The following is a 21,666-nucleotide window of genomic DNA, read 5'->3' as shown; positions in this document are numbered from 1 at the left end:
CGGGCGAGTGGAAGCCGTCAGGGCCAGACCAGGCAGTACGGCTGGTGGCCCGCCTCGTGCAGGCGGTGGCTGAAGTCCTGCCACTCGTGGAGCAGCTGGTAGACGTTGAAGGCGTCGCGCGGGCCGCCGCGGTCCGGGACCGTGGACCAGATGAACGCCGCGGCGCCGACCGACTCCTCGCCGATGCCGCGCAGGGGGTCGACCACCGTCATCGGGAGCTTGACCACCGCGTAGTCGGGGTGGAGGACGACCAGCTCCAGCGGGGGGACCTTGTGCAGGGGTATGCCCTCGATGCCGGTCAGGACCATCGCGGCCACCGTCTCGGGCTTGATCTTGGTGAAGAGGCCGCCCATGCCGAGCTCGTCGCCGCCGAGCTCCTCCGGGCGCATCGTGACCGGGACCCGGGCGGCCGTCGCGCCGTCGGGCGCGCCGAAGTACTTGTAGGTCACGCCCATGCCGCGGCCCTTGGGCAGGCCGTCGGGATCCTCGAGGGGCCCGGGTACCGGATCTGCCGCGTCCGCCGCCCGGCGCCGGTGCTTGCCTCGGCGGCGGGCTTCGCGCGCCTCGCGGGCGCGCTGCGGGTCGAGGCCGTCCGTACCCTCGCCCGGTCCACCACCGCGTTGCATATCTCCACCCGACTGGTCTTGCCTGCCCCGGCCCCGCGGCCCCCGCCACGCAGCCTGATCATCATGGCAGTGACCTCCCCAGGGGCGGCGCGGTGAAACGCCCGTCCGCAAGTCAGTCGCGGCCTGATGAGACCATGGCTGGTGTGAGCTACCCGTACCCGTATGAAGCCAAAGTCTCGCAGACTCTCTTTGACCGCGCGTCCCTCGTGACGCCTGGCGGCGTGAACTCTCCTGTGCGGGCCTTCCGCGCCGTGGGTGGAACGCCCAGGTTCATGGTGTCCGGTACCGGTCCGTACCTGACCGATGCCGACGGCCGCGAGTACGTCGACCTGGTCTGCTCGTGGGGGCCGATGATTCTCGGCCACGCCCACCCGGCCGTGGTGGAGGCCATCCAGGCCGCCGTCGCCCGCGGCACCTCCTTCGGCACGCCCGGTGAGGGCGAGGTCGCGCTCGCCGAGGAGATCGTCGAGCGCATCGAGCCCGTCGAGCAGGTCCGCCTGGTGTCCTCGGGCACCGAGGCGACCATGTCGGCGATCCGGCTGGCGCGCGGCTTCACGGGCCGGGCCAAGGTCGTGAAGTTCGCCGGCTGCTACCACGGCCACGTGGACGCGCTGCTGGCCGCTGCCGGTTCCGGGCTCGCGACCTTCGCGCTGCCGGACACCCCCGGGGTGACGGGCGCGCAGGCCGGCGACACGATCGTGCTGCCGTACAACGATCTGGACGCGGTTCGGACGGCGTTCGCCGCGCACCCCGGCGAGATCGCCTGCGTGATCACCGAGGCCGCGCCCGGCAACATGGGTGTCGTGACGCCGGCCGACGGGTTCAACCAGGGGCTCGCCGACCTGTGCCGCGAGAACGGCGCGCTGTACATCTCCGACGAGGTGATGACCGGTTTCCGTACCTCCCGCGCCGGCTGGTACGGCGTCGACGGGGTCAAGCCCGACCTGATGACCTTCGGCAAGGTCATGGGCGGCGGCTTCCCGGCCGCGGCGTTCGGCGGCCGCGCCGACGTGATGGGGTACCTGGCTCCGGCGGGCCCGGTCTACCAGGCGGGCACGCTGTCGGGTAACCCGGTCGCGACCGCCGCGGGCCTCGCGCAGCTGCGGCTGCTCGACGGGGCCGCGTACGAGAAGGTCGACGCGGTCTCCGCGCAGATCCAGGGCCTGGTCACGGACGCGCTCGCCAAGGAGGGCGTCGCGCACCGGCTGCAGACCGCGTCCAACATGTTCTCCGTCTTCTTCACCGAGGACGAGGTGAAGAACTACGACGACGCCAAGAAGCAGGAGTCCTTCCGCTTCAACGGCTTCTTCCACTCGATGCTGTCGCAGGGCGTGTACCTGCCGCCGTCGGCCTTCGAGTCGTGGTTCGTCTCCACCGCCCACGACGAGCAGGCGGTCGAGCGCATCGCGGCCGCGCTGCCGGCCGCCGCCCGCGCCGCCGCGCAGGCCACCCCGGAGGGGACCGCATGAGCAGCAGCGAGATCACCGTCGTCCACCTGATGCGGCACGGCGAGGTGCACAACCCGGACGGGGTGCTGTACGGGCGCCGTTCCGGCTACCACCTCTCCGAGCTGGGCCGCGAGATGGCCGAGCGGGTCGCGGAGCACCTGCAGAACCGTGACATCACGTACGTGGTCTCCTCCCCGCTGGAGCGGGCGCAGGAGACGGCGGCGCCGGTCGCCAAGGGCCACGGCCTGGTCGTGGCGACGGACGCGCGGCTGCTGGAGGCGGAGAACGTCTTCGAGGGCAAGACCTTCGGTGTCGGGGACGGCGCGCTGCGCAAGCCCGCCAACTGGAAGCACCTGACGAACCCGTTCAAGCCGTCCTGGGGCGAGCCGTACGTGGAGCAGGTCGTCCGGATGACGAGCGCCGTCGAGGCGGCGCGCGATGCGGCCCGCGGCCACGAGGCGGTGGCGGTCAGCCACCAGCTGCCGATCTGGATCGTGCGCAGCTTCGCGGAGAAGCGCCGGCTGTGGCACGACCCGCGGCGCCGGCAGTGCACGCTGGCCTCGCTGACGTCGTTCACGTACCAGGGCGACCGGCTGGTGTCGGTGGGCTACAGCGAGCCGGCCCGGGACCTGGTCCCGGCGCATCTGCTCGCGGGGGCGAAGCCGGTGAAGGGGAAGTCGAAGGCCTTCGGCGCCTAAAAGTTCATACAAGTCCTGTCGAATTGCCGCGCGGAGCCTCGACTTCATTGAAAAGTCCGTTTATGTGACTATTCATGAGCGATGCGAAGCGCGACTTCACTCGAAGGGGGCTGCTCGGGCTCGGCGCAGCCGCGGTGGCGGCCGGGGTCGTCGGCTGCGGCGCCGACGACCGCCCGGGCCGTCCCGGCCCCGGTCCCGGCGGCTCCGGCCCGTCCGGGTCCGCGGCCCCGGCCCGGCCGATCGGTGACGGCTCCACCGCCGACTCCGGCCCGCAGCCCCGGCAGCCGGACAAGCCCGTGCCGCTCCAGCGGGGCGAGACCCCGCCACAGTTCGTGGTGTTCAGCTGGGACGGTGCGGGGGAGATCGGCAACGGCCTCTTCCCGCGCTTCCTCAAGCTCGCCAAGGACCACGGCGCGGCCATGACCTTCTTCCTCTCCGGCATCTACCTCCTGCCCGAGTCGAAGAAGGACCTCTACAAGCCGCCGAACAACCCGGCCGGGGCCTCCGACATCGGCTACCTCAAGGACGAGAACGTCCGCAACACCCTGAAATGCGTCCGCGAGGCGTGGCTGGACGGCCATGAGGTCGGGACCCACTTCAACGGCCACTTCTGCGCCGGCTCCGGCTCCGTCGCCCACTGGACCCCGGACGACTGGCAGAGCGAGATCGACCAGGCCGTGTCCTTCGTCACCAACTGGCGCACCAACACCGGCTTCACCGACCTCGAACCCCTGCCCTTCGACTACCGCAAGGAACTGGTCGGCGGCCGCACCCCCTGCCTGCTCGGCCGGGACGCCATGCTGCCGGTCGCGCAGAAGCTGGGCTGGCGCTACGACGCCTCCTCGCCCGGCGGCCTCCAGGTCTGGCCGGGGAAGAAGTCGGGCATCTGGGACCTGCCGCTGCAGTCCATGCCGTTCCCCGGGCACTCCTTCGAGGTGCTGTCGATGGACTACAACATCCTCGCCAACCAGTCGAAGAACACCACCCGGGGCGTGCCCTCCAACTACCCGGCCTGGCGCACCCAGGCCACCAGCACCTACCTCGGCGGCTTCCGGCGCGCGTACGAGACGAACCGCGCGCCGCTCTTCATCGGCAACCACTTCGAGGAATGGAACGGCGGCATCTACATGGACGCCGTCGAGGAAGCCCTCAAGGGCATGTCGGACAAAAAGGACGTACGGCTGGTCTCCTTCCGGCAGTTCGCCGACTGGCTCGACGTCCAGGACCCCAAGCTGCTCGCCCGGCTCCAGGAGCTGGCCCCGGGCCAGTCGCCGGCCGGAGGCTGGAACACGTACCTCTCTGCTGCCTGACCGGCGACCCGCCGGCTGACCGGCTGACCGGCTGACCAGCGGCTCAGTGCACCGTCGGGGGGCGGGAAAGATCCGCAAATCGCTCATGCGAAACTTTTCACATGAGAATTGGCCGTGCTCTCCTGCTCACCGCGGTGACCCTCGCGAGCGCCGTGACCCTGTCGGCGTGCGACGACGCCGGCGGCAAGCCGAACGGCTCCGCCGGCGGCAACTACGTGACCGGCACCGCCGGCATCTCCACCGTCGCCAAGAGCTCGCGCACCGAGGCACCCAAGCTCGACGGCGAGACCGTCGACGGCAAGACCCTCGACGTCACCAGCCTCAAGGGCAAGGTCGTGGTCCTCAACGTGTGGGGCTCCTGGTGCCCGCCGTGCCGCAACGAGGCCAAGTACTTCGCGCAAGTGTCGAAGGAGCTCGCCGACGCTGGCAAGGACGTCGCGTTCGTCGGCATCAACACCCGCGACAACAGTAAGCAGAACGCCGTCGCGTTCGAGGAGAACTTCGGGATCACCTACCCGAGCCTCTACGATCCGGACGGGAAGCTGATGCTCCGCTTCCCCGCGGGCACCCTCAACCCGCAGGCCATCCCCTCCACGATCGTCCTCGACAAGGAGGGCAAGATCGCCGCCCGCACCCTCGTCGCGATCAACGACGAGCAGCTGCGCTCGATGATCGACCCCGTTCTCGCGGAGCAGTGACCTCGTGGTCTCCGAGCTCCTCACCCTGGCCGCCGAGCCGACCGGCGTGAACACGACGGTCCTCGACGGGGCCCTGATGCTGGCTCTGCCCATCTCGGTCCTCGCCGGGCTGGTCTCGTTCTTCTCGCCCTGCGTGCTGCCGCTGGTCCCCGGCTACCTCTCGTACGTCACCGGCATCGGCGGGGCCGACCTCGCTGAGGCCCGGCGCGGCCGGATGCTGGCCGGGGCGAGCCTGTTCATCGCCGGTTTCACGGCCGTGTTCGTCTCCACCGGAGCGCTCTTCGGGTACTTCGGCGGGACGCTCCAGGAGAACAGGGAGATCATCTCCCGGGTCCTCGGCGGACTGGTGATCGTCCTCGGGCTGTTCTTCATGGGCCTGATCCCGGGCCTGACGATGCGGGAGTTCCGCTTCCACAAGAAGCCGACCGCGGGCCTGCTCGGCGCGCCCGTGCTCGGTGTGCTCTTCGGCGTCGGCTGGACCCCCTGCATGGGCCCGACCCTCGCCGCGGTCAACACGCTCTCCCTCGACCAGGCCAGCGCCGGCCGGGGCGCGCTGCTGACCGTCGCCTACTGTCTGGGCCTGGGCCTGCCCTTCGTCCTCGCCGCGATCGCCTTCCGCAAGGCGCTCGGCGCTTTCGGCTGGGTGAAGCAGCACTATGCATGGGTGATGCGGATCGGCGGCGGCATGCTGGTCCTGACCGGTCTGCTGCTCGTCACAGGTTTGTGGGCCAGCATCGTCAACGACATGCAGAGCTGGACCCAAGGCTTCACGGTGGGGATCTGAGGACTACACACACATGAGTACGACAGACAAGGCGTCCACCGAGGCGCCGAACCCGTCCGAGGAAGCCACGGACGCCGCAGACGCAAGCGAAGCCGCCGCCGGCGCGCAGCTGTCCACCGCCCCCGCGGAGGACACCGGCGGGCCCGTCGGCATCGGCGTGATCGGCTGGATCCGCTGGTTCTGGCGGCAGCTCACCTCCATGCGGGTGGCGCTGATCCTCCTCTTCCTGCTCTCCCTGGGCTCCATCCCGGGCTCGCTCGTCCCGCAGAACCAGGTCGACGCGATGAAGGTGGCGCAGTGGAAGAAGGACCACTCCTTCTGGGTCCCGCTCGCCGAGAAGCTCCAGCTCTTCGACGTGTACAGCTCGGTGTGGTTCTCCGCGATCTACCTGCTGCTGTTCATCTCGCTGATCGGCTGCATCGTCCCGCGCAGCTGGCAGTTCGTCGGCCAGCTCACCGGCCGCCCGCCCGGAGCCCCGAGGCGCCTCGAACGGCTGCCCGCGTACGCGACGTGGCGTACGGAGAAGGCCCCCGACGAGGTGCTCGCACACGCGAAGACCGTCCTCGGCGGCCGGCGTTTCCGTACCGAGGCCGGCACGGGCTCCGTCGCCGGCGAGAAGGGCTATCTGCGCGAGGCCGGGAACCTGGTCTTCCACGTCGCCCTGATCGTGATGCTGGTCGCGTTCGCCTGGGGCCAGCTGTTCAAGTCCGAGGGCGGCAAGCTCGTCCTGCGCGGCAAGGGCTTCGCGAACACGCTGACCCAGTACGACGACTTCAAGTACGGCAGCTTCTTCAGCCCCGACGACCTGGCGCCCTTCTCCTTCACGCTCGACAAGTTCGACGCCACCTACGAGGAGAGCGGCCCGCAGAAGGGCACCGCGCGCGACTTCAAGGCGTACGTCACCTTCAGCGACGGCCCGGACGGCGCACCGCAGAAGCGCGAGATCCAGGTCAACAAGCCGATGGAGGTCGACGGGTCCAAGGTCTACCTGCTCGGTCACGGCTACGCGCCGATCGTCTCGGTGACCGACCCGGCCGGCAAGGTGGTCTTCAAGGACGCCGTGCCGATGCTGCCCTTCGACGCGAACCTCAGCTCCTCCGGCGCGGTGAAGGTCCCGGACGGCTACAGCGACAAGGACGGCAAGAAGGAGCAGCTCGGCTTCAACGCCATGTTCGTGCCGACCTTCGCCGGTGAGGGCAAGGGCACGATGCTCTCCCAGTTCCCGGACCTGAAGTTCCCCGTCCTCGCACTGAGCGCCTACCACGGCAGCCTGGGCGTGGACGCGGGCCTGCCGCAGAACGTGTACCAGCTGAACACCTCCAAAATGCAGGAGTTCAAGGACGCCGACGGGCAGCTGTTCAAGAAGCGTCTGCTGCCCGGCGAGGCGATGGAGCTGCCGAACGGCGCGGGCACCGTGAAGTTCGAGGGCGTCGAGCGCTGGGCCACCTTCTCCGTCACCCGGCAGCCGGGCAGCGGCCTCGCCCTCGGGGGCGCGATCGCCGCCATCGGCGGCCTGGCCGCGTCGCTGTTCATCCAGCGCCGCCGGGTCTGGGTGCGCGCGGTGACCGGCAAGGACGGCGTGACCGTCGTCGAGATGGCGGGCCTCGGCCGCAGCGAGTCGGCCAAGCTCCCCGAGGAGCTGGGGCAGCTCGCCGCCACCCTCCACCAGCAGGCGCCCACGGCGCCCGACCAACCTGTCAAGGACACTGTCGAAGGGGAGCGCGGATGACGCCGCTCGCAGCCGAAGTCAACGAGAACTTGGCTCAGATCAGCAACTACCTGGTCTATTCGTCGATGGCGGTCTACACGCTCGCCTTCCTCGCCCACATCGCCGAGTGGACCTTCGGCAGCCGCAGCAAGGTGGGCCGTACGGCCGCGGCGCTGACCGCCGCCAAGGGCGCCGGGGCCGGCGACGCCCCCGCCGTCCAGGTGCGCGGCAAGGGGGGCACGGCCGTCCTCGACAGGCCGAAGGTCGTCACCCGCTCCGCCGCGGGAACCCGTGACGTCCCGGACGGCCCCGGCGCGGCCGGCGGCACCGAGAACGGCGACCTGTACGGCCGGATCGCGGTCTCGCTGACCGCGCTCGGCTTCCTCATCGAGGCGGCCGGCGTGGTCGCCCGCGCGATGTCCGTGCAGCGGGCCCCCTGGGGCAACATGTACGAGTTCTCGGTGACCTTCTCCACCGTCGCCGTCGGCGCCTACCTGCTGCTCCTGGCGCTGAAGAAGAACGTCCGCTGGCTCGGCCTGATCCTGGTCACCACGGTCCTGCTGGACCTCGGCATCGCCACCACCTGGCTCTACACCGACAGCGACCAGCTGGTCCCGGCCCTGCACTCGTACTGGCTGTGGATCCACGTCTCCACCGCGATCTTCTGCGGCGCGGTCTTCTACATCGGTGCTGCCGGCGCGGTGCTCTACCTCTTCCGCGACTCCTACGAGAGCCACCTGGAGCAGGGCCGCACGCCGGGTCGCTTCCGCTCCTCGGTGCTGGAGCGGCTGCCCTCGGCCGCCTCGCTCGACAAGTTCTCGTACCGCATCAACGCGGCCGTGTTCCCGCTGTGGACCTTCACCATCGTCGCGGGCGCGATCTGGGCGGGCGACGCCTGGGGCCGCTACTGGGGCTGGGACCCCAAGGAGGTCTGGTCCTTCGTGACCTGGGTGGCGTACGCCTGCTACCTGCACGCCCGCGCCACCGCCGGCTGGAAGGGCCGCAAGGCCGCGTACCTCGCGCTCTTCGCCTTCGCCTGCTGGATCTGGAACTACTACGGCGTGAACATCCTGCTCAGCGGCAAGCACTCGTACGCAGGCGTCTGACCCGCGGGAGTGGGACGCTGGTGGCATGGCACCCGTGAGTCATGCCACCAGTGAGAGCCGCGGCGGGAACCGCTGGCTGCTGCGCTTCGAGGCCCACGTGCCGAGCGCGTACGAGACCGTGTGGCCCGCCCTGACCACGCCCGAAGGGCTGCGCGGCTGGCTGGCCGCGGCGGACGTCCTGGAGCGCCGGCTCGGCGGGGTCGTCGCGCTGCGCTGGCTGAACGGCGGGACGACGGTCTCCGGCCACGTCACGGCCTGGGACGTCGAGCGGGTCGTGGAGTACACGGTGAGCGAGCACGGCCGGATCCGCTTCCACCTGGAGGCGGTGGGGACGGACTCGACCGTGATCCGCTTCCTGAACGAGCGGGCCGGTTCGGACGAGGACCGCCTCGACTGCCTGGCCGGCTGGCACCACCACTTCGAGCTGCTGGAATCCGCGCTGCAAGGCCATCCCGCGGACTGGTCCCGGTGGACGGACGCCCGTTGGGCGCAGCTGCGCGCCTCCTACGCGTCCTTCTCCAGGACGTAGGCGCTGCGCGCGCCCGGATCGCCGAGGAAGAAGTACAGCTCGAGCGTCTGCCGGTGGTCGCGGCGCATCTCGAAGGTCCACATGTACCGTGCGGGCGCGGCCCGCCGGTCCGCTGCGCCGCCCCTGGCCCCGGCGACGGCCGGCCCGGGCAGGTGGAGGCGGACGTGCTGGCCGTAGTTCCAGCCGGCGGGTTCGCGGCTGATCAGCTTCCAGGATCCGGAGCCGGAGAGCCGCCAGCCGTGGTCGTAGTCCCGCTCCTGCCCGTCGAGGAGGGTGACGGTGGCGCTCCCGTCGGCCCGGAAGACGACCTCGGTGCCCTCGACGCAGCGCCAGGTGCCGACGATCTCGTCGCTGCGCGCGTCGTAGACGGCCGGGACGGCGTGGTGGGTGTGCGGATTGCCGCCGGCCATGGTGAGCAGGGCGGCGACGGCGACCCCGTACGCGAGCAGATTGCGCAGGATCGTGTCGACGACCCGCGGCCCTCCGCAGTTCTCCGGCATCCGCCCATTGTTGCAGCCGCCTTGAACGTGTTCAATTGTGCGCTGCGCCACACGGGGGCGCCGCGGCGCTCAGTCCTTGTCGCGGTCGCGGTCCGTGTCGCGGTCCGTTTCCCGGTCCCGGTCCTTGTTCTTCTCGCGCTCCTCGCCGAGCGACCTCAGGAACTCCGGGTTGTCGTCGGGCGCGACCCACTGCGTCCGGCGCGCCCGGCCGCCGCCGACCGCGGACCGCTGCCTGCCCGCGAACAGCCACACCACCGGCCCGACGATCGAGAAGAGCAGGATGATGATCACCCAGACCACCTTGGGGAGGTGCTTGACCTCCTCCTCGGGGGTGTTCAGGCAGTCGATGAAGGCGTAGATGGTCAGCGCGATGATCAGCAGGAACGGCAGATAGCGCAGCACGGTGTGGGACCGACTCCCCAGCAGTGACGGGGGACCCGCCTCGGGCCCCGGTGACACTCCCAGGTTAGTCGGTGACGGATACTGGCCCCTATGGCTTACGACGATCTCCGCTCGCTGCTCCGGGCTCTGGAGCGGGAGGGCGACCTCAAGCGCATCAAGGCCGAAGTCGACCCGTACCTCGAGGTCGGGGAGATCGTCGACAGAGTGAACAAGGCGGGAGGTCCCGCCCTCCTCTTCGAGAACGTCAAGGGCTCGGCGATGCCGCTGGCCATGAACGTCTTCGGGACCGACCGCCGCCTCCTGAAGGCCCTCGGCCTCAAGTCGTACGGCGAGATCAGCGAGAAGATCGGCGGCCTGCTCAAGCCGGAGCTCCCGCAGGGATTCATCGGCGTACGCGAGGCGTTCGGCAAGCTCGGCTCGATGGTGCACGTGCCGCCGAAGAAGGTGAAGGGCGACGCCGCCCCCGTCCAGGAGGTCGTCCTCACCGGCGACGACGTCGACCTGGACCAGCTCCCGGCGCTCTTCACCTGGCCCAAGGACGGCGGGTCCTTCTTCAACCTCGGCCTCACCCACACCAAGCACCCCGAGACGGGCGTGCGCAACCTCGGCCTCTACCGCCTCCAGCGCCACGACAAGCGCACCATCGGCATGCACTGGCAGATCCACAAGGACAGCCGCAACCACTACGCGGTCGCCGCCAAGCGCGGCGAGCGGCTGCCGGTCGCGATCGCCTTCGGCTGCCCGCCGGCCGTGACGTACGCGTCGACCGCGCCGCTGCCCGGCGACATCGACGAGTACCTCTTCGCCGGGTTCGTCGCGGGCAAGCGGATCGAGATGGTCGACTGCAAGACCGTCCCGCTCCAGGTCCCGGCCAACGCCGAAGTCGTCATCGAGGGCTGGCTGGAGCCGGGCGAGATGCTGCCGGAGGGCCCCTTCGGCGACCACACCGGCTTCTACACCCCGCAGGAGCCCTTCCCGGCGCTGAAGATCGACTGCGTGACGATGCGGAAGCGTCCGCTCCTCCAGTCGATCGTCGTCGGCCGGCCGCCGACCGAGGACGGGCCGCTGGGCCGCGCGACGGAGCGCTTCTTCCTCCCGCTGCTGAAGATCATCGTCCCGGACATCGTGGACTACCACCTGCCCGAGTCGGGCGGCTTCCACAACTGCGCGATCGTCTCGATCGACAAGAAGTACCCGAAGCACGCCCAGAAGGTCATGCACGCCATCTGGGGCGCGCACATGATGTCGCTGACCAAGCTGATCATCGTGGTGGACGCCGACTGCGACGTCCACGATCTGCACGAGGTGTCCTGGCGGGCGCTCGGCAACACGGACTACTCCCGCGACCTCACGGTGGTGGAGGGCCCGGTCGACCACCTCGACCACGCTTCGTACCAGCAGTTCTGGGGCGGCAAGGCGGGCATCGACGCGACGAAGAAGCTCCCCGAGGAGGGCTACACCCGCGACGGCGGCTGGCCCGACATGGTGGAGTCCGACCCGGCCACCGCCGCGCTGGTGGACCGCCGCTGGAAGGAGTACGGACTGTGAGCACGGCCATGGGCGGACCCGCCCTCTTCATCGGTACCGACACCACGTACGTCGCCGTCGTGCGCCCGTGCCTGGACCCGGCCGACCCCGAGGTCCGCGCGGCGGCCGAGCAGGCCGGCGTCACGCCGGAGGAATTCGCGGGGCCCGGCAACGTCTGGGCACTGATGTGGGAAGCGGAGACCAGAGAGGGCGGCGGCTTCGAGCTGCCGGGCCTCAGGGACGCGGAAGCCGAGGACTTCGCCGACCGGCTCCTGGCCGAGCTCTCCTTCGAGAGCGGCCCGTTCATCGTCGGGGCGGGCGAGGTGCTGCGCCTCCAGGCCTACCCGGGCGAGGGCGGCGAGGACTGCCGCTTCGTGTGCACCGTCACCCCGCCCGAGGGCGAGGAGCTGTCCCCGGTCACGCTGGAGATCCCGTCCCTGGACGCGGACGCGCTCCGCGCCGACATCGAAGACTTCCGGAGAGCCCTCGCATGACCACCGCTGACGGAGTCATCGGCCCCGGCCCCGCGCCGCAGGCACCCGGCAGGGTGAAGGCGTTCCTGCGGCTCGTGATGATCGAGCACTCGGTCTTCGCGCTGCCGTTCGCGTACATCGCGGCGCTCACGGCCATGTTCCAGCTCGACCGGACCATGCACTGGGCCGAGCTGCTGCTCGTCACCGTCTGCATGGTGGGGCTGCGCACCTTCGCGATGGCCGCGAACCGGATCATCGACCGGGAGATCGACGCGCGGAACCCGCGTACGGCCGGGCGCGAGCTCGTCACGGGCGCCGTGTCCGTACGGTCGGCCTGGACCGGCGCCGGGATCGCGCTGGCCGTGTTCCTCGGCTCGGCTGCGCTGCTGAACCCGCTCTGCCTGGCGCTGGCGCCGGTCGCGGTGATCCCGATGGTGGTGTACCCGTACGGCAAGCGGTTCACGAACTTCCCGCACGCCATCCTGGGCCTGGCCCAGGCGATCGGGCCGGTCGGGGCGTGGCTGGCGATCACCGGCGAGTGGTCCTGGGACGCGGTGATCCTGGGCCTGGCCGTGGGCGTGTGGATCGGCGGCTTCGACCTGATCTTCGCCTGCCAGGACGTGGCCGCGGACCGCGCGGACGGCGTCAAGTCCGTCCCGGCGCGGTTCGGTGTCCCGGCGGCCCTGTGGGGCGCGCGGGGCGCGCACGCGGTGACGACGGCCCTGCTGGCGTGGTACGCCGTGGCGACGGACGCCGGCCCGCTGTTCTGGTGCGGCCTGCTGATCGTGGTCGCGGCCTTCCTCTACGAGCACACGATCGTGAAGCCGCACGACCTGTCCCGCCTGAACCGCGCCTTCTTCACGGTGAACGGTTTCATCGGGATGGCGCTCTTCGTCTGCGCCCTGGCGGACCTGGTGGCCCGCGGCCTGACGCTGTAACCCGATGGTGTGGCCGCCGCCGAAACCCGTGGTTCGGAGTCCGACCCGGTGAGTAGCGTCCGGCCTACCATCGAGTGCATGGACAGGGAGGCCGACGTGACCGTCTCGGACAGCGACCGCCTGCACTCACAGCTCAGCCGGTTCGAGGACATGTTCCCCGGGTACCGGATGGAGATTGTCGAGGGCGCCATCGTGATGAGTCCGCTCAAGCCGCACCACGGCCGGACCATTCGTCTGCTGTGGAACGATCTGGAGGCCCAGCTGGGCCCGGAATGGGGCTTCCTCAGCGACGTCGCGATTCCCTTCGACGGCGAGAACGAGTTCTGTCCCGACCTGGCCGTGGTGCCCGCGGTCGAGGCGGACAAGAACCTCAGCGCGTACCCGCCCGATCTGGTGGAGCTGGCTGTCGAGGTGGTCTCCCGCGGCAGCATCCGCAACGACTACGAGATCAAGGACCGCGCCTATGCCCGCCGCGGGATCCCGCACTACCTGATCTTCGACCCGTACAAGGCGCAGTGCGTGACCCTGTGGAACCCCGGTCCGGAGGGCTACCTCGGGCGGGACGTGATTCCGTACGGCGGGGCGGTCGTCGTCGAGACGGGCATCGGAAAGATCTCCGTGGACACCTCGGCCTTGCCCGTGGACCCGGGTGGAACCGCCCCTTAGGCCTTACCCCTGAGTGGTCCGACGGCCGAGGAGGAACGCGCCGGCCACGCCCGTCAGGAGGCCGAAGAGGTGGCCCTGCCAGCTGACCGTGGTGTTCGTCGGCAGGATGCCGGTGACGATCCCGGCGCCCCAGTACGCGGCGATCGCGACGCCGACCAGCACCCCCAGCACCCGCCGCTCCACGAACCCGCGGACCAGCAGATAGCCGAAGAGCCCGAACACCAGCCCCGAGGCCCCGGCCGTGACGGTGTTCGACGCGGAAACCAGCCACACCCCGAGGCCGTCCACGAGCACGACCACCGCGCACAGCACGAGGAACCGTCGGATCCCGCTCAACGCGGCGACGAACCCCAGCACCAGCAGCGGCACGCTGTTGGACGCCACGTGGTCGAAGCCGAAGTGGAGGAACGGGGACAGCGGGATCCCGGTCAGTCCGTCGGCGGTGCGCGGGACGATGCCGTACGCGTCGAGCGCGTGCCCGGTGGCCAGGTCGACCACCTCGATCAGCCACAGCAGGCCCACCCAGCCCAGCATCAGCTTCCCGGCGGCCTTGGCCCGTTCGGCCTGGCTCCACTCCTCCAGGTGCATCTCGGCCATGTCTCGATCCCCCTGCCCGTCGACCACCCGTCGACGCTGAGGTCACCTTACTCAGCGTCGTTTTGCAGTGGCCGGATAGTCTCGGAGCTATGACTGACGGCAAGCGCACCCCGTGGGTGGTAGGGGTTTCCGGGGCGTCCGGGACGCCGTACGCGGCGGCGGTGGTCCGCGGACTGCTGGCGGCGGGGGAGGGCGTGGACCTGGTGGTCAGCCGGGCCTCGCGGCTGACCCTGTTGGACGAGACCGGGATCGCCTTCCGCGACGCGCACTGGCGCGACGATCTCGCCGCCTGGCTCGAGCACGGGGCGGACGGCAAGCCCGCGACCTTCGCCCGGCCGGAACTGGACGACGTCCGCTACTGGGGCGCCGGCGACCTGGCCGCCGGGCCGAGCTCGGGCTCGTACCCCGTGAAGGGGATGCTGATCGTGCCGGCGTCCACGGCCTGTGTGGCGGGGGTGGCGCTCGGACTGTCGAAGGACCTGCTCCAGCGCGTCGCGAGCGTGACGCTCAAGGAGCGGCGCCGGCTGGTGGTCGCGGTGCGGGAGACCCCGCTGAACGGGCAGACGCTGCGGCATCTGGTGGCGCTGGACGAGGCGGGCGCAGTGGTGCTGCCCGCCTCTCCGGCGTTCTATGCGGGTGCGACGCACATCCAGGACCTGGTGGATTTCGTCGCGGGGCGGGTGCTCGACGCGGCAGGGGTGCCGCACGAGCTGTACCGCCGGTGGGAGGGGGAGCTCGGTGGCTCCCGCCCCCGGGAGGCAAGCAGTGACTAGCGCTTCTTCGCCGTGCTCGGCTTGCGGGTCCGGTCGACGCGGTGGGCGGCGGCGGGCTGGTCGGTGCGGGATCGGTTGGCCAGCTCCTGGAGCTGTCGCATGTGCGCGTAGGCCATCTCGATCGTGTACACGGTGAACCACTCCTGATGTCGTCAGATCTGCGAGATCATCGCCGATCTGTTGAAAGATTCACAGGGTGTTGACCCTGTGCGCCTTTGATTCTATACGTAAACTTGCGGGATCGCCGAATAATGGAAGGCTCCAGGTATATGGACGCGGTGGATAGGCAGCTCATCCAGGCACTCCGGGAGAACGGACGTGCCTCGTACGCGGAGCTGGGCCGGCTCGTGGGCCTCTCCGGCCCCAGCGTCACCGACCGGATCAACCGGCTCGAGTCGGCCGGCGTGATCACCGGCTACCGCGCGACCGTCGACGCGGCCTCGCTCGGCCTCGGCGTCACGGCGCTGATCGGCATCTCCCTCTCCGACGCCGCGGACCACGAGGACGTGGCCCGCCGGCTGCGCGACCTGGCGGAGATCGAGGACTGCTGGTTCATCGCCGGCGACGACTCGTACATGCTCAAGGTGCGGGCCGGGGACGTGGACGGGCTGGAGCGGATCATCCGCAAGCTCTCCAGCACCAAGGGCGTCTCCCGCACCCGTACCACCATCGTGCTCTCCACCAAGTGGGAGAACCGGGTCGGGGACCTGCCCGAGGAGCGCTAAGAGTACGGTGGGTGGCGGTTTGCAGGCAGGACGGGACGCGTAGAGGAGACGACCGGGATGACCGGAATGGACGCTGGGCTCAAGCGCGAGCTGGAGGAGAAGGTCCGCTCCGGCGAGCGGCTGACGCGTGAGGACGGTATCGCCCTCTACGAGTCCGACGACCTGGCCTGGCTGGGCGGCCTCGCCCACGAGGTGCGCATGCGCAAGAACGGCGACGTCGTCCACTTCAACGTGAACCGCCACCTCAACATGACGAACGTGTGCACCGCTTCGTGCGCCTACTGCTCGTTCCAGCGCAAGCCGGGCGAGAAGGACGCGTACACGATGCGCATCGAGGAGGCCGTGCGCCTGGCCAAGGCCATGGAGAACGAGAACCTCACCGAGCTGCACATCGTCAACGGCCTGCACCCCAGCCTGCCGTGGCGGTACTACCCGCGCTCCCTCTCCGCGCTGAAGGAGGCGCTGCCGAACGTCTCGCTGAAGGCGTTCACGGCGACCGAGATCCACCACTTCGAGACGATCTCCGGGATGTCGGCCTCCGACATCCTGGACGAGCTGATCGAGGCCGGTCTGGAGTCGCTCACCGGCGGCGGCGCGGAGATCTTCGACTGGGAGGTCCGCCAGCACATCGTCGACCACCGCACCCACTGGGAGGACTGGTCGCGCATCCACCGGCTCGCGCACGAGAAGGGTCTCAAGACCCCGAGCACGATGCTGTACGGGCACATCGAGGAGCCGCGCCACCGCGTGGACCACGTGCTGCGGCTGCGCGAGCTCCAGGACGAGACCGGCGGCTTCCAGGTCTTCATCCCGCTGCGCTACCAGCACGACTTCGTGGACATGCAGGACGGCAAGGTCCGCAACAAGCTCCAGGCGCGGACGACGATGGCGACGGGCGCGGAGGCGCTGAAGACCTTCGCCGTCTCGCGGCTGCTGTTCGACAACGTGCCGCACGTCAAGGTGTTCTGGGTGATGCACGGCGTGCAGACCGCCCAGCTGGCGCTGCAGCACGGTGCGGACGACATGGACGGCTCGGTCGTCGAGTACAAGATCACGCACGACGCGGACAACTACGGCACGCCGAACAAGCTCGGCCGTGACGACCTGCTCGAGCTGATCCGCGAGGCGGGCTTCCGCCCGGTCGAGCGGAACACGCGCTACGAGATCATCCGCGAGTACCCCGGCCCGGACGCCTCCCTGCGCGAGACCCCGCAGGCGATGCGCGTCTGACGCGCCCGAAGGCTTGGCCAACGGCCTGAAGAGCCCCGGTCCCACGAGGACCGGGGCTCTCCGCGTGTCGGTGGCCTTTTCCGTTGCCGAGGCAGCCGGTAATAGATAATCTCCATCCATGACCCTTACCTTTACGGTCGACCCGGTCGTCGACCCCGCGCTGCGCGACGGCGTCGCCGCACTCTGGACCGAGGTCTCCAACGCCGGAGGCGCGGTCGGATTCGTGCCGCCCGTCACCGCCGAGGACATCCGGCCCGAGCTGGTCAAGCACCTCGTCGCGATGGCCGAGGGGCGCCACCGGCTGGTCGTCGGCCGTGATGCGGACGGGCGGGTGCTGGCCGCCGCGGTCCTCGCGTTCAACACGCACCGGTTGCAGACGCACTGGGTCTGGGCCTACACCGTGATGGTCAGCCCAGGCCTCCAGGGGCAGGGCGCCGGCCGGGCGCTGATGGCGGCCGTCGCCGACGCCGCGCGCTCCTTCGAGGGCATCGAGGCGATCCGGCTCAGCTGCCGCGGCGGGATGGGCCTGGAGCACTTCTACGCGGCCTGCGGCTACAAGGAGGTCGGCCGGATCCCGGACGCCATCCGGGTGGCCCCGGGCGACGACCGCGACGACGTCACGATGCTGCTGCCGCTGCACTGACCGACCCCCGGCGGGTTTGTCCGTACCTGCGGCGTGCTTCACTGGACGGGCACCTGACGACGTACCGACGTACCGACGAGAGAGAAGGGGTCACCGTGTCCCTCAAGCCGAGCGCAACGATCCGCTACACCGCGATGCGCCTGGGCATCTTCGTCGGATGCCTCGTCCTGGTCTCCGTCCTGGTCAACGTGGGCTGGGTGCCCGCCGGTCTCGGCGACGCCAACCCCGCCTGGGTCGTGCTGCTCGCCCTCGTGATCTCCGCGCCGCTGTCCTTCGTGCTCCTGCGCAAGCAGCGTGACGAGATGTCCACGCAGATCTCCGGACGCGTCGCGGGTGCGAAGGAGCGGCTCGCCGCGAACCGCTCCCAGGAGGACGCGGCCGACGACGCCGCCCGCGCGTAGTTAGCTCCGTCACACACCAAAACGCACCGAACCGCCCCAGCACCGGGAACTTCCCTCGTGCGCTGGGGCGGTTCGGCGTTTCGGGGGGCTCCTGGCGGCCCCCTGTCTCAAAGTGCACCTTTGAGATCCTCAAAGGGAAAGTGTTAGCGTGTTAAACATGTTGACCACAGTTGCGCATGAAATGACCACGGGTGTCCTGCTCGTGGCGCGCCTGCACGTCGACCTCTGCCGCCGCGTGTCCGCGGCCTGTTGTGGCTGTCGCTGAGTCCGCGCCGTTCCACCTTCCCCACTTTCTTTGCGCATCACCCCCGGAGTGTGTCCGTGTCCGCGACCCCTCAGGCCCCCGCCAAGGCCTCTTTCAAGTTCCCGTTCTGGGCCCAGATCGTCACCGGCCTCGTGCTCGGTGTCCTGTTCGGCTGGCTCGCCCGCAGCCAGGACGTCAGCTGGCTCGCCAAGACCCTCGAGCAGATCGGCGACATCTTCGTCCAGCTGCTGAAGCTGGCCGTGGCCCCCCTCGTCTTCTTCGCGATCCTGGTGTCCATCACCAACCTGCGGAAGGTGAACAACGCCGCCCGCCTCGCCTCGCGCACGCTGCTCTGGTTCATGATCACCTCGCTGATCGCGGTCGGCATCGGCCTCGCGATCGGCCTGCTGACCAACCCGGGCGCCGGCACCGGCCTCACCCCGCAGGACGGCAAGCTCCCCAAGCGCACCGGCTCCTGGCTCGACTTCCTGACCGGCATCGTCCCGAAGGACGTCATCACGCCGTTCACCGAGCTGAACGTGCTCCAGATCGTCTTCCTGGCCGCCGTCGCCGGGATCGCCGCCCTCCAGCTCGGCAACAAGGCGCAGCCGCTCCTGAACGTCGCCGAGTCGGTCCTGGAGCTGCTCCAGAAGGCCCTGTGGTGGGTCATCCGCCTCGCCCCGATCGGCACCGTCGGCCTGATCGGCACCGCGATCGCCTCGTACGGCTGGGAACTCATCGGCAAGTACGCGACCTTCACCGCGGACGTGTACATCGGCTCGGCGCTCGTGATGTTCGGCGTGTACCCGCTGCTCCTCGCGACGGTCGCCAAGGTCAACCCGATCCAGTTCTTCAAGGGCGCCTGGCCCGCGATCCAGCTGGCCTTCGTCTCCCGCTCGTCGGTCGGCACCATGCCGGTCACCCAGAAGGTCACCGAGCGCCTCGGCGTCCCGAAGGAGTACGCCTCCTTCGCCGTCCCGTTCGGCGCCACCACCAAGATGGACGGCTGCGCCGCGATCTACCCGGCGCTCGCAGCGATCTTCATCGCGCAGATCTTCGACGTCCAGCTGACGATCACCGACTACCTGCTGATCGCCTTCGTCTCGGTCGTCGGCTCGGCCGCCACGGCCGGCCTGACCGGCGCCACGGTCATGCTGACGCTGACCCTCTCCACCCTGGGCCTGCCCCTGGAGGGCGTCGGCCTGCTGATGGCGATCGACCCGATCCTGGACATGATGCGCACCGCCACCAACGTCGCCGGCCAGGCGCTGGTCCCGGTCGTGGTCGCGGCCCGCGAGGGAATCCTGGACAAGAAGGCCTACGAGGCCGCCTCGTCCTCCCCGCTGGACGAGCCCGCCGCGGTCCCCGTCCCCGCCTGACCGTCCCCACCCCGCAGCCCCCGCCCCCGTCAGGGCGGGGGCTGCGGTGCGTTCAGCCCAGCGTCTCGCCGCGGATGAAGGCGGTCACGCCGAGGATGAGCGGCGGGGCCAGCCACCACAGGCCCATGGTGCGGCGGACGTTCGGGATGAGCGTGATCAGCAGGCCCAGCACGCTCAGCGACATGGAGATCAGGCACATCGCGCTGACGCCCGCGTAGCCCTGGTCGTCCCACTCGCCCTGCGGCCCGGCGTACAGGGCCGCGAACACGGCGACGGCGTTCAGGAGGTGGATCAGGCCCAGGGGGACGCCCAGCACCCACTGGAGGCAGCCCCGGTCTTCGGGCAGGTCGATGCTCTCGCGCCCGCTCCCGTACGTCATTGCATTGCCTTCTTCACGTTGCCGAGGTTGTTCCGGAAATCATCGCCGTAGTCCTGGGCCTTCTTCGACTCCCAGTACGGGCCGCCGTTGTAGCGGGCGGCGATCTCCTGCATCTGAGCCTCGGTCAGCTGGTCCGCCGGGACGTTCGCACAGCCGGTCTCCTCCTTGATCTGGGCCAGGAAGCCCGCGGCTATGAACGCGTTCTGCTTGGGGTCCTGGAGCGCCGACTTCACCACGTTGCGCTGCTGGTCCGTGAGGTTCTCCGGGTCGTAGCCCAGGACCTCCGCCCCGCGCCGCAGCTGGACCGCGATCGGGCCGAAGGAGGTCTCGTCCGGCTTGCCGCCCGCCCGGTCCGGCAGGTTCTCGGCCGTGATCGGGCTCAGGCCCCACGGGGCGTCCGCCGCCTGGCGGAAGAAGTCCACGCCGTCGTCGAAGATCCCCGGCTGTCCGCCGACCTCCTTCCAGGCGATGCCGGCGACCATCTCCTCCGGCAGCCCCGCCCGCTGCGCGGCCGCCCGCAGGATCTCCTTGTTGTTGCGGATCCACTCCGCCCGCCCCTCGTCCGACTGCGGCGGGTCCCAGTAGTTGTCGTCCGCCTCCGGCAGCCCCGCCACCCGCATCCTGATGTCGCGCAGCTCGGGGGAGACCGGCTCGTTCCCGACCGGGCCCGTCATCTCCTTCTTCGGGCCGCTGCCGGGCAGGTGCGTCAGGGGGTTGGTCCGGGCCTCCGCCGCCTCGCGGCGGATGTCGGCCATCGCCGCGTAGACGTCGACCCCGCCGCCGCCACCGCCGGCACCGCTCTTCACCTTGAACTCGGGCAGCAGCTCGTACGCCTGCTTCAGCGCGTGCACGCACACGCTGCGCGCCTCCTGCTCGGCCGTCTTGGCCTGGTGGAAGCTGCCGCCCGCGTCGTCGTGGAGCCGGTTCGCCTCCTCGCGGATGTCGTCCACGTCCATGGTCAGCTCGGCGAAGAAGTCCATGACCCCGGTCGTCGCCCGCATGTCCTCCCACTGGCGCATCGGCTCCGCCTCTTGCGCCGTCCGCGTGATCGCCGTGCCCTTCGTGGCGATGAGCGCCGCGAGCTTGCGCTCGGTGCGCTTGCCGTTCCCGTAGTGCGACTTGGCGGTCGTCAGGGCCGCCGCGTACGCGTGCAGCGCGCTCGAGGCCTTGTCGTACCCCTCGGCCATGTGCAGCACGAGCTGCCGGGCCTCCGACAGGCGGTCGGTGTACGTGTGGCTGCCGTCGCTCTGCCATTGCGTACCGGTCTCCGCGCGCCGCGCGGGCTCCTCGGCCTGCACCAGCAGATCGCGCAGCCGCTTGAACTCGGCGGCGTTGCGTTCCACCAGCGCAGGGTTGCACTCCTCCAGGAACTCGACGTCCTTGCGGTGGCTCAGGCTCACTTCGACTCCGGCTTCACGTACTGGCCGCCGTCGAGGATGCCGTTGAGGAAATTGCGTGCCGTCCCGTCGTCCACCTGGGCGAAACTGGTTCCGGTGGTCTTGAGCTTGGTGGCCAGGGCGGCGAACAGGTTGATCGTGTCCTTGAACTGGTCGTCGGCGAAGCGGGCGAAGCGCAGCGCTTCCGCCGAGACGTCCGCGTGGGCCCGCGGCGCGCGGGCCATGGTGCCGGCGTCGCCGTCGGGCCGGCCCTCGTGGAGGAGCGCGGCGATCTCGATCAGCAGGTTGGCGTTGCCGTTGATGGACTGGGCCCCGGCGACGAGGCTCCCGGCCGGGCTGCCCGGGGCGCCCGCCTCGGCGGGCACGTGGTTGAGGCGCATGGCGGGCGACTGCTGCGCGAGTACGGCGGCCTTGTGCTGAGCCCATTCCGTGTCGAACGACATGTGTCCCCTGGGTAGTTGATAACCGGACATGACCAGAATTGA

General features: G+C 69.9%; 26 protein-coding genes. 18 read left to right on the top strand and 8 right to left on the bottom strand.

Translation table 11 applies throughout. The annotated features are described in order from the left end of the window. Positions 1-17: 17 nt before the first annotated feature. Positions 18-455, bottom strand: coding sequence for a hypothetical protein (locus ACZ49B_RS30605; protein WP_030161262.1), 438 nt, complete (start codon positions 453-455; stop codon positions 18-20). Positions 456-760: 305 nt separating this feature from the next. Between ACZ49B_RS30605 and hemL the strand changes: the two genes are divergently transcribed. From hemL to ACZ49B_RS30565, 8 genes are all read left to right on the top strand, one after another. Further along, positions 761-2,095, top strand: coding sequence for a glutamate-1-semialdehyde 2,1-aminomutase (hemL, locus tag ACZ49B_RS30600; RefSeq protein WP_468312013.1), 1,335 nt, complete (start codon positions 761-763; stop codon positions 2,093-2,095). Next, positions 2,092-2,772, top strand: a complete 681-nt coding sequence (locus tag ACZ49B_RS30595) for a histidine phosphatase family protein (protein ID WP_468312011.1) — start codon at positions 2,092-2,094, stop codon at positions 2,770-2,772. Before hemL ends, ACZ49B_RS30595 begins: the two co-directional genes overlap by 4 nt. 74 nt (positions 2,773-2,846) lie before the next feature. After that, positions 2,847-4,082: a polysaccharide deacetylase family protein gene (locus ACZ49B_RS30590; protein ID WP_468312009.1), complete on the top strand. Its 1,236-nt coding sequence runs from the start codon at positions 2,847-2,849 to the stop codon at positions 4,080-4,082. Between the two features lie 101 nt (positions 4,083-4,183). Next, entirely contained in the window at positions 4,184-4,780 is a 597-nt protein-coding gene (locus ACZ49B_RS30585; protein ID WP_468312007.1) for a TlpA family protein disulfide reductase, read from the top strand. Between the two features lie 4 nt (positions 4,781-4,784). Next, entirely contained in the window at positions 4,785-5,564 is a 780-nt protein-coding gene (locus ACZ49B_RS30580) for a cytochrome c biogenesis CcdA family protein (RefSeq protein ID WP_468312005.1), read from the top strand. A 13-nt stretch (positions 5,565-5,577) separates the two neighbouring features. Beyond that, entirely contained in the window at positions 5,578-7,293 is a 1,716-nt protein-coding gene (gene resB / locus ACZ49B_RS30575; protein ID WP_468312003.1) for a cytochrome c biogenesis protein ResB, read from the top strand. Then, the gene (gene ccsB / locus ACZ49B_RS30570) at positions 7,290-8,378 is read left to right on the top strand and encodes a c-type cytochrome biogenesis protein CcsB (RefSeq protein WP_468312001.1); all 1,089 of its coding nucleotides are present in this window, start codon (positions 7,290-7,292) and stop codon (positions 8,376-8,378) included. Before resB ends, ccsB begins: the two co-directional genes overlap by 4 nt. 25 nt (positions 8,379-8,403) lie before the next feature. Continuing rightward, entirely contained in the window at positions 8,404-8,907 is a 504-nt protein-coding gene (locus ACZ49B_RS30565) for an SRPBCC domain-containing protein (RefSeq protein ID WP_468311999.1), read from the top strand. Here the strand turns inward: ACZ49B_RS30565 and ACZ49B_RS30560 are convergent. Further along, a complete protein-coding gene (locus tag ACZ49B_RS30560) occupies positions 8,883-9,407 on the bottom strand; it encodes a hypothetical protein (protein WP_468311997.1) in 525 nt (174 codons plus the stop codon). The two genes, ACZ49B_RS30565 and ACZ49B_RS30560, sit on opposite strands and share 25 nt — an antisense overlap. A 69-nt stretch (positions 9,408-9,476) precedes the next feature. Further along, entirely contained in the window at positions 9,477-9,809 is a 333-nt protein-coding gene (locus tag ACZ49B_RS30555; RefSeq protein ID WP_468311995.1) for a PLD nuclease N-terminal domain-containing protein, read from the bottom strand. Positions 9,810-9,899: 90 nt separating this feature from the next. Here ACZ49B_RS30555 and ACZ49B_RS30550 point away from each other — a divergent pair, with 90 nt between their 5' ends. The 4 genes from ACZ49B_RS30550 to ACZ49B_RS30535 all read left to right on the top strand — a co-directional run bounded on the left by ACZ49B_RS30550 (position 9,900) and on the right by ACZ49B_RS30535 (position 13,413). Next, positions 9,900-11,357: a menaquinone biosynthesis decarboxylase gene (locus ACZ49B_RS30550; RefSeq protein WP_352216598.1), complete on the top strand. Its 1,458-nt coding sequence runs from the start codon at positions 9,900-9,902 to the stop codon at positions 11,355-11,357. Next, positions 11,354-11,830, top strand: a complete 477-nt coding sequence (locus ACZ49B_RS30545; RefSeq protein WP_468311993.1) for a hypothetical protein — start codon at positions 11,354-11,356, stop codon at positions 11,828-11,830. The genes ACZ49B_RS30550 and ACZ49B_RS30545 overlap by 4 nt, the downstream gene beginning before the upstream one ends. Further along, a complete protein-coding gene (mqnP, locus tag ACZ49B_RS30540) occupies positions 11,827-12,747 on the top strand; it encodes a menaquinone biosynthesis prenyltransferase MqnP (RefSeq protein ID WP_468311991.1) in 921 nt (306 codons plus the stop codon). The genes ACZ49B_RS30545 and mqnP overlap by 4 nt, the downstream gene beginning before the upstream one ends. A 78-nt stretch (positions 12,748-12,825) precedes the next feature. Then, positions 12,826-13,413: a Uma2 family endonuclease gene (locus tag ACZ49B_RS30535; RefSeq protein WP_468311989.1), complete on the top strand. Its 588-nt coding sequence runs from the start codon at positions 12,826-12,828 to the stop codon at positions 13,411-13,413. A gap of 3 nt (positions 13,414-13,416) precedes the next feature. On the opposite strand, the gene ACZ49B_RS30530 is transcribed toward ACZ49B_RS30535, so the two are convergent. Beyond that, complete coding sequence (locus ACZ49B_RS30530) at positions 13,417-14,010, bottom strand: rhomboid family intramembrane serine protease (RefSeq protein WP_468311987.1); 594 nt, start codon at positions 14,008-14,010, stop codon at positions 13,417-13,419. 89 nt (positions 14,011-14,099) lie between these two features. On the opposite strand from ACZ49B_RS30530, the gene ACZ49B_RS30525 reads away from it, so the two are divergent. Then, positions 14,100-14,783, top strand: coding sequence for a UbiX family flavin prenyltransferase (locus ACZ49B_RS30525; RefSeq protein ID WP_468311985.1), 684 nt, complete (start codon positions 14,100-14,102; stop codon positions 14,781-14,783). On the opposite strand, the gene ACZ49B_RS30520 is transcribed toward ACZ49B_RS30525, so the two are convergent. Further along, positions 14,780-14,914: a hypothetical protein gene (locus tag ACZ49B_RS30520; protein ID WP_266626677.1), complete on the bottom strand. Its 135-nt coding sequence runs from the start codon at positions 14,912-14,914 to the stop codon at positions 14,780-14,782. The genes ACZ49B_RS30525 and ACZ49B_RS30520 overlap by 4 nt on opposite strands. A gap of 138 nt (positions 14,915-15,052) precedes the next feature. On the opposite strand from ACZ49B_RS30520, the gene ACZ49B_RS30515 reads away from it, so the two are divergent. The 5 genes from ACZ49B_RS30515 to ACZ49B_RS30495 all read left to right on the top strand — a co-directional run bounded on the left by ACZ49B_RS30515 (position 15,053) and on the right by ACZ49B_RS30495 (position 19,405). Then, the gene (locus tag ACZ49B_RS30515) at positions 15,053-15,508 is read left to right on the top strand and encodes an Lrp/AsnC family transcriptional regulator (RefSeq protein WP_030302184.1); all 456 of its coding nucleotides are present in this window, start codon (positions 15,053-15,055) and stop codon (positions 15,506-15,508) included. A 66-nt stretch (positions 15,509-15,574) separates the two neighbouring features. Beyond that, positions 15,575-16,738, top strand: a complete 1,164-nt coding sequence (gene mqnE, locus ACZ49B_RS30510; RefSeq protein WP_468312084.1) for an aminofutalosine synthase MqnE — start codon at positions 15,575-15,577, stop codon at positions 16,736-16,738. Positions 16,739-16,856: 118 nt separating this feature from the next. Then, positions 16,857-17,381 carry a GNAT family N-acetyltransferase gene (locus ACZ49B_RS30505; RefSeq protein ID WP_468311983.1) on the top strand — a complete coding sequence of 175 codons (525 nt, stop codon included), beginning with the start codon at positions 16,857-16,859 and terminating at the stop codon, positions 17,379-17,381. A 95-nt stretch (positions 17,382-17,476) separates the two neighbouring features. Continuing rightward, on the top strand, positions 17,477-17,782 hold the full coding sequence (locus ACZ49B_RS30500) for a DUF4229 domain-containing protein (protein WP_389414484.1): 306 nt from the start codon (positions 17,477-17,479) through the stop codon (positions 17,780-17,782). 315 nt (positions 17,783-18,097) lie between these two features. Then, positions 18,098-19,405, top strand: a complete 1,308-nt coding sequence (locus ACZ49B_RS30495) for a dicarboxylate/amino acid:cation symporter (RefSeq protein WP_468311982.1) — start codon at positions 18,098-18,100, stop codon at positions 19,403-19,405. 52 nt (positions 19,406-19,457) lie between these two features. Here ACZ49B_RS30495 and ACZ49B_RS30490 read toward each other — a convergent pair whose 3' ends face one another. The 3 genes from ACZ49B_RS30490 to ACZ49B_RS30480 are packed head-to-tail and all read right to left on the bottom strand — an operon-like array spanning position 19,458 to position 21,624. Beyond that, positions 19,458-19,784 (bottom strand): hypothetical protein, encoded by a 327-nt coding sequence (locus ACZ49B_RS30490; protein WP_468311980.1) that lies wholly within the window; start codon positions 19,782-19,784, stop codon positions 19,458-19,460. After that, positions 19,781-21,184 carry a hypothetical protein gene (locus tag ACZ49B_RS30485; RefSeq protein ID WP_468311978.1) on the bottom strand — a complete coding sequence of 468 codons (1,404 nt, stop codon included), beginning with the start codon at positions 21,182-21,184 and terminating at the stop codon, positions 19,781-19,783. Before ACZ49B_RS30485 ends, ACZ49B_RS30490 begins: the two co-directional genes overlap by 4 nt. Then, on the bottom strand, positions 21,181-21,624 hold the full coding sequence (locus ACZ49B_RS30480) for a hypothetical protein (RefSeq protein WP_468311976.1): 444 nt from the start codon (positions 21,622-21,624) through the stop codon (positions 21,181-21,183). Before ACZ49B_RS30480 ends, ACZ49B_RS30485 begins: the two co-directional genes overlap by 4 nt. Between the last annotated feature and the right edge of the window lie 42 nt (positions 21,625-21,666).

This window comes from Streptomyces sp. NPDC031132, assembly GCF_055570595.1.
This window is presented reverse-complemented; position numbering and strand designations above follow the sequence as displayed.

Bases quoted from the DNA above. Each gene is read 5' to 3' on its own strand.
- ACZ49B_RS30535 (WP_468311989.1), top strand. From the start codon at position 12,826: ATGGACAGGGAGGCCGACGTGACCGTCTCGGACAGCGACCGCCTGCAC.
- ACZ49B_RS30480 (WP_468311976.1), bottom strand. From the start codon at position 21,624: ATGTCGTTCGACACGGAATGGGCTCAGCACAAGGCCGCCGTACTCGCG.
- ACZ49B_RS30590 (WP_468312009.1), top strand. From the start codon at position 2,847: ATGAGCGATGCGAAGCGCGACTTCACTCGAAGGGGGCTGCTCGGGCTC.
- ACZ49B_RS30595 (WP_468312011.1), top strand. From the start codon at position 2,092: ATGAGCAGCAGCGAGATCACCGTCGTCCACCTGATGCGGCACGGCGAG.
- ACZ49B_RS30565 (WP_468311999.1), top strand. From the start codon at position 8,404: ATGGCACCCGTGAGTCATGCCACCAGTGAGAGCCGCGGCGGGAACCGC.
- ACZ49B_RS30490 (WP_468311980.1), bottom strand. From the start codon at position 19,784: ATGACGTACGGGAGCGGGCGCGAGAGCATCGACCTGCCCGAAGACCGG.
- mqnP (WP_468311991.1), top strand. From the start codon at position 11,827: ATGACCACCGCTGACGGAGTCATCGGCCCCGGCCCCGCGCCGCAGGCA.
- ACZ49B_RS30550 (WP_352216598.1), top strand. From the start codon at position 9,900: ATGGCTTACGACGATCTCCGCTCGCTGCTCCGGGCTCTGGAGCGGGAG.
- resB (WP_468312003.1), top strand. From the start codon at position 5,578: ATGAGTACGACAGACAAGGCGTCCACCGAGGCGCCGAACCCGTCCGAG.
- ACZ49B_RS30525 (WP_468311985.1), top strand. From the start codon at position 14,100: ATGACTGACGGCAAGCGCACCCCGTGGGTGGTAGGGGTTTCCGGGGCG.
- ccsB (WP_468312001.1), top strand. From the start codon at position 7,290: ATGACGCCGCTCGCAGCCGAAGTCAACGAGAACTTGGCTCAGATCAGC.
- ACZ49B_RS30515 (WP_030302184.1), top strand. From the start codon at position 15,053: ATGGACGCGGTGGATAGGCAGCTCATCCAGGCACTCCGGGAGAACGGA.
- ACZ49B_RS30560 (WP_468311997.1), bottom strand. From the start codon at position 9,407: ATGCCGGAGAACTGCGGAGGGCCGCGGGTCGTCGACACGATCCTGCGC.
- ACZ49B_RS30505 (WP_468311983.1), top strand. From the start codon at position 16,857: ATGACCCTTACCTTTACGGTCGACCCGGTCGTCGACCCCGCGCTGCGC.
- ACZ49B_RS30585 (WP_468312007.1), top strand. From the start codon at position 4,184: ATGAGAATTGGCCGTGCTCTCCTGCTCACCGCGGTGACCCTCGCGAGC.
- hemL (WP_468312013.1), top strand. From the start codon at position 761: ATGGCTGGTGTGAGCTACCCGTACCCGTATGAAGCCAAAGTCTCGCAG.
- ACZ49B_RS30530 (WP_468311987.1), bottom strand. From the start codon at position 14,010: ATGGCCGAGATGCACCTGGAGGAGTGGAGCCAGGCCGAACGGGCCAAG.
- ACZ49B_RS30605 (WP_030161262.1), bottom strand. From the start codon at position 455: ATGGGCGTGACCTACAAGTACTTCGGCGCGCCCGACGGCGCGACGGCC.
- mqnE (WP_468312084.1), top strand. From the start codon at position 15,575: ATGGACGCTGGGCTCAAGCGCGAGCTGGAGGAGAAGGTCCGCTCCGGC.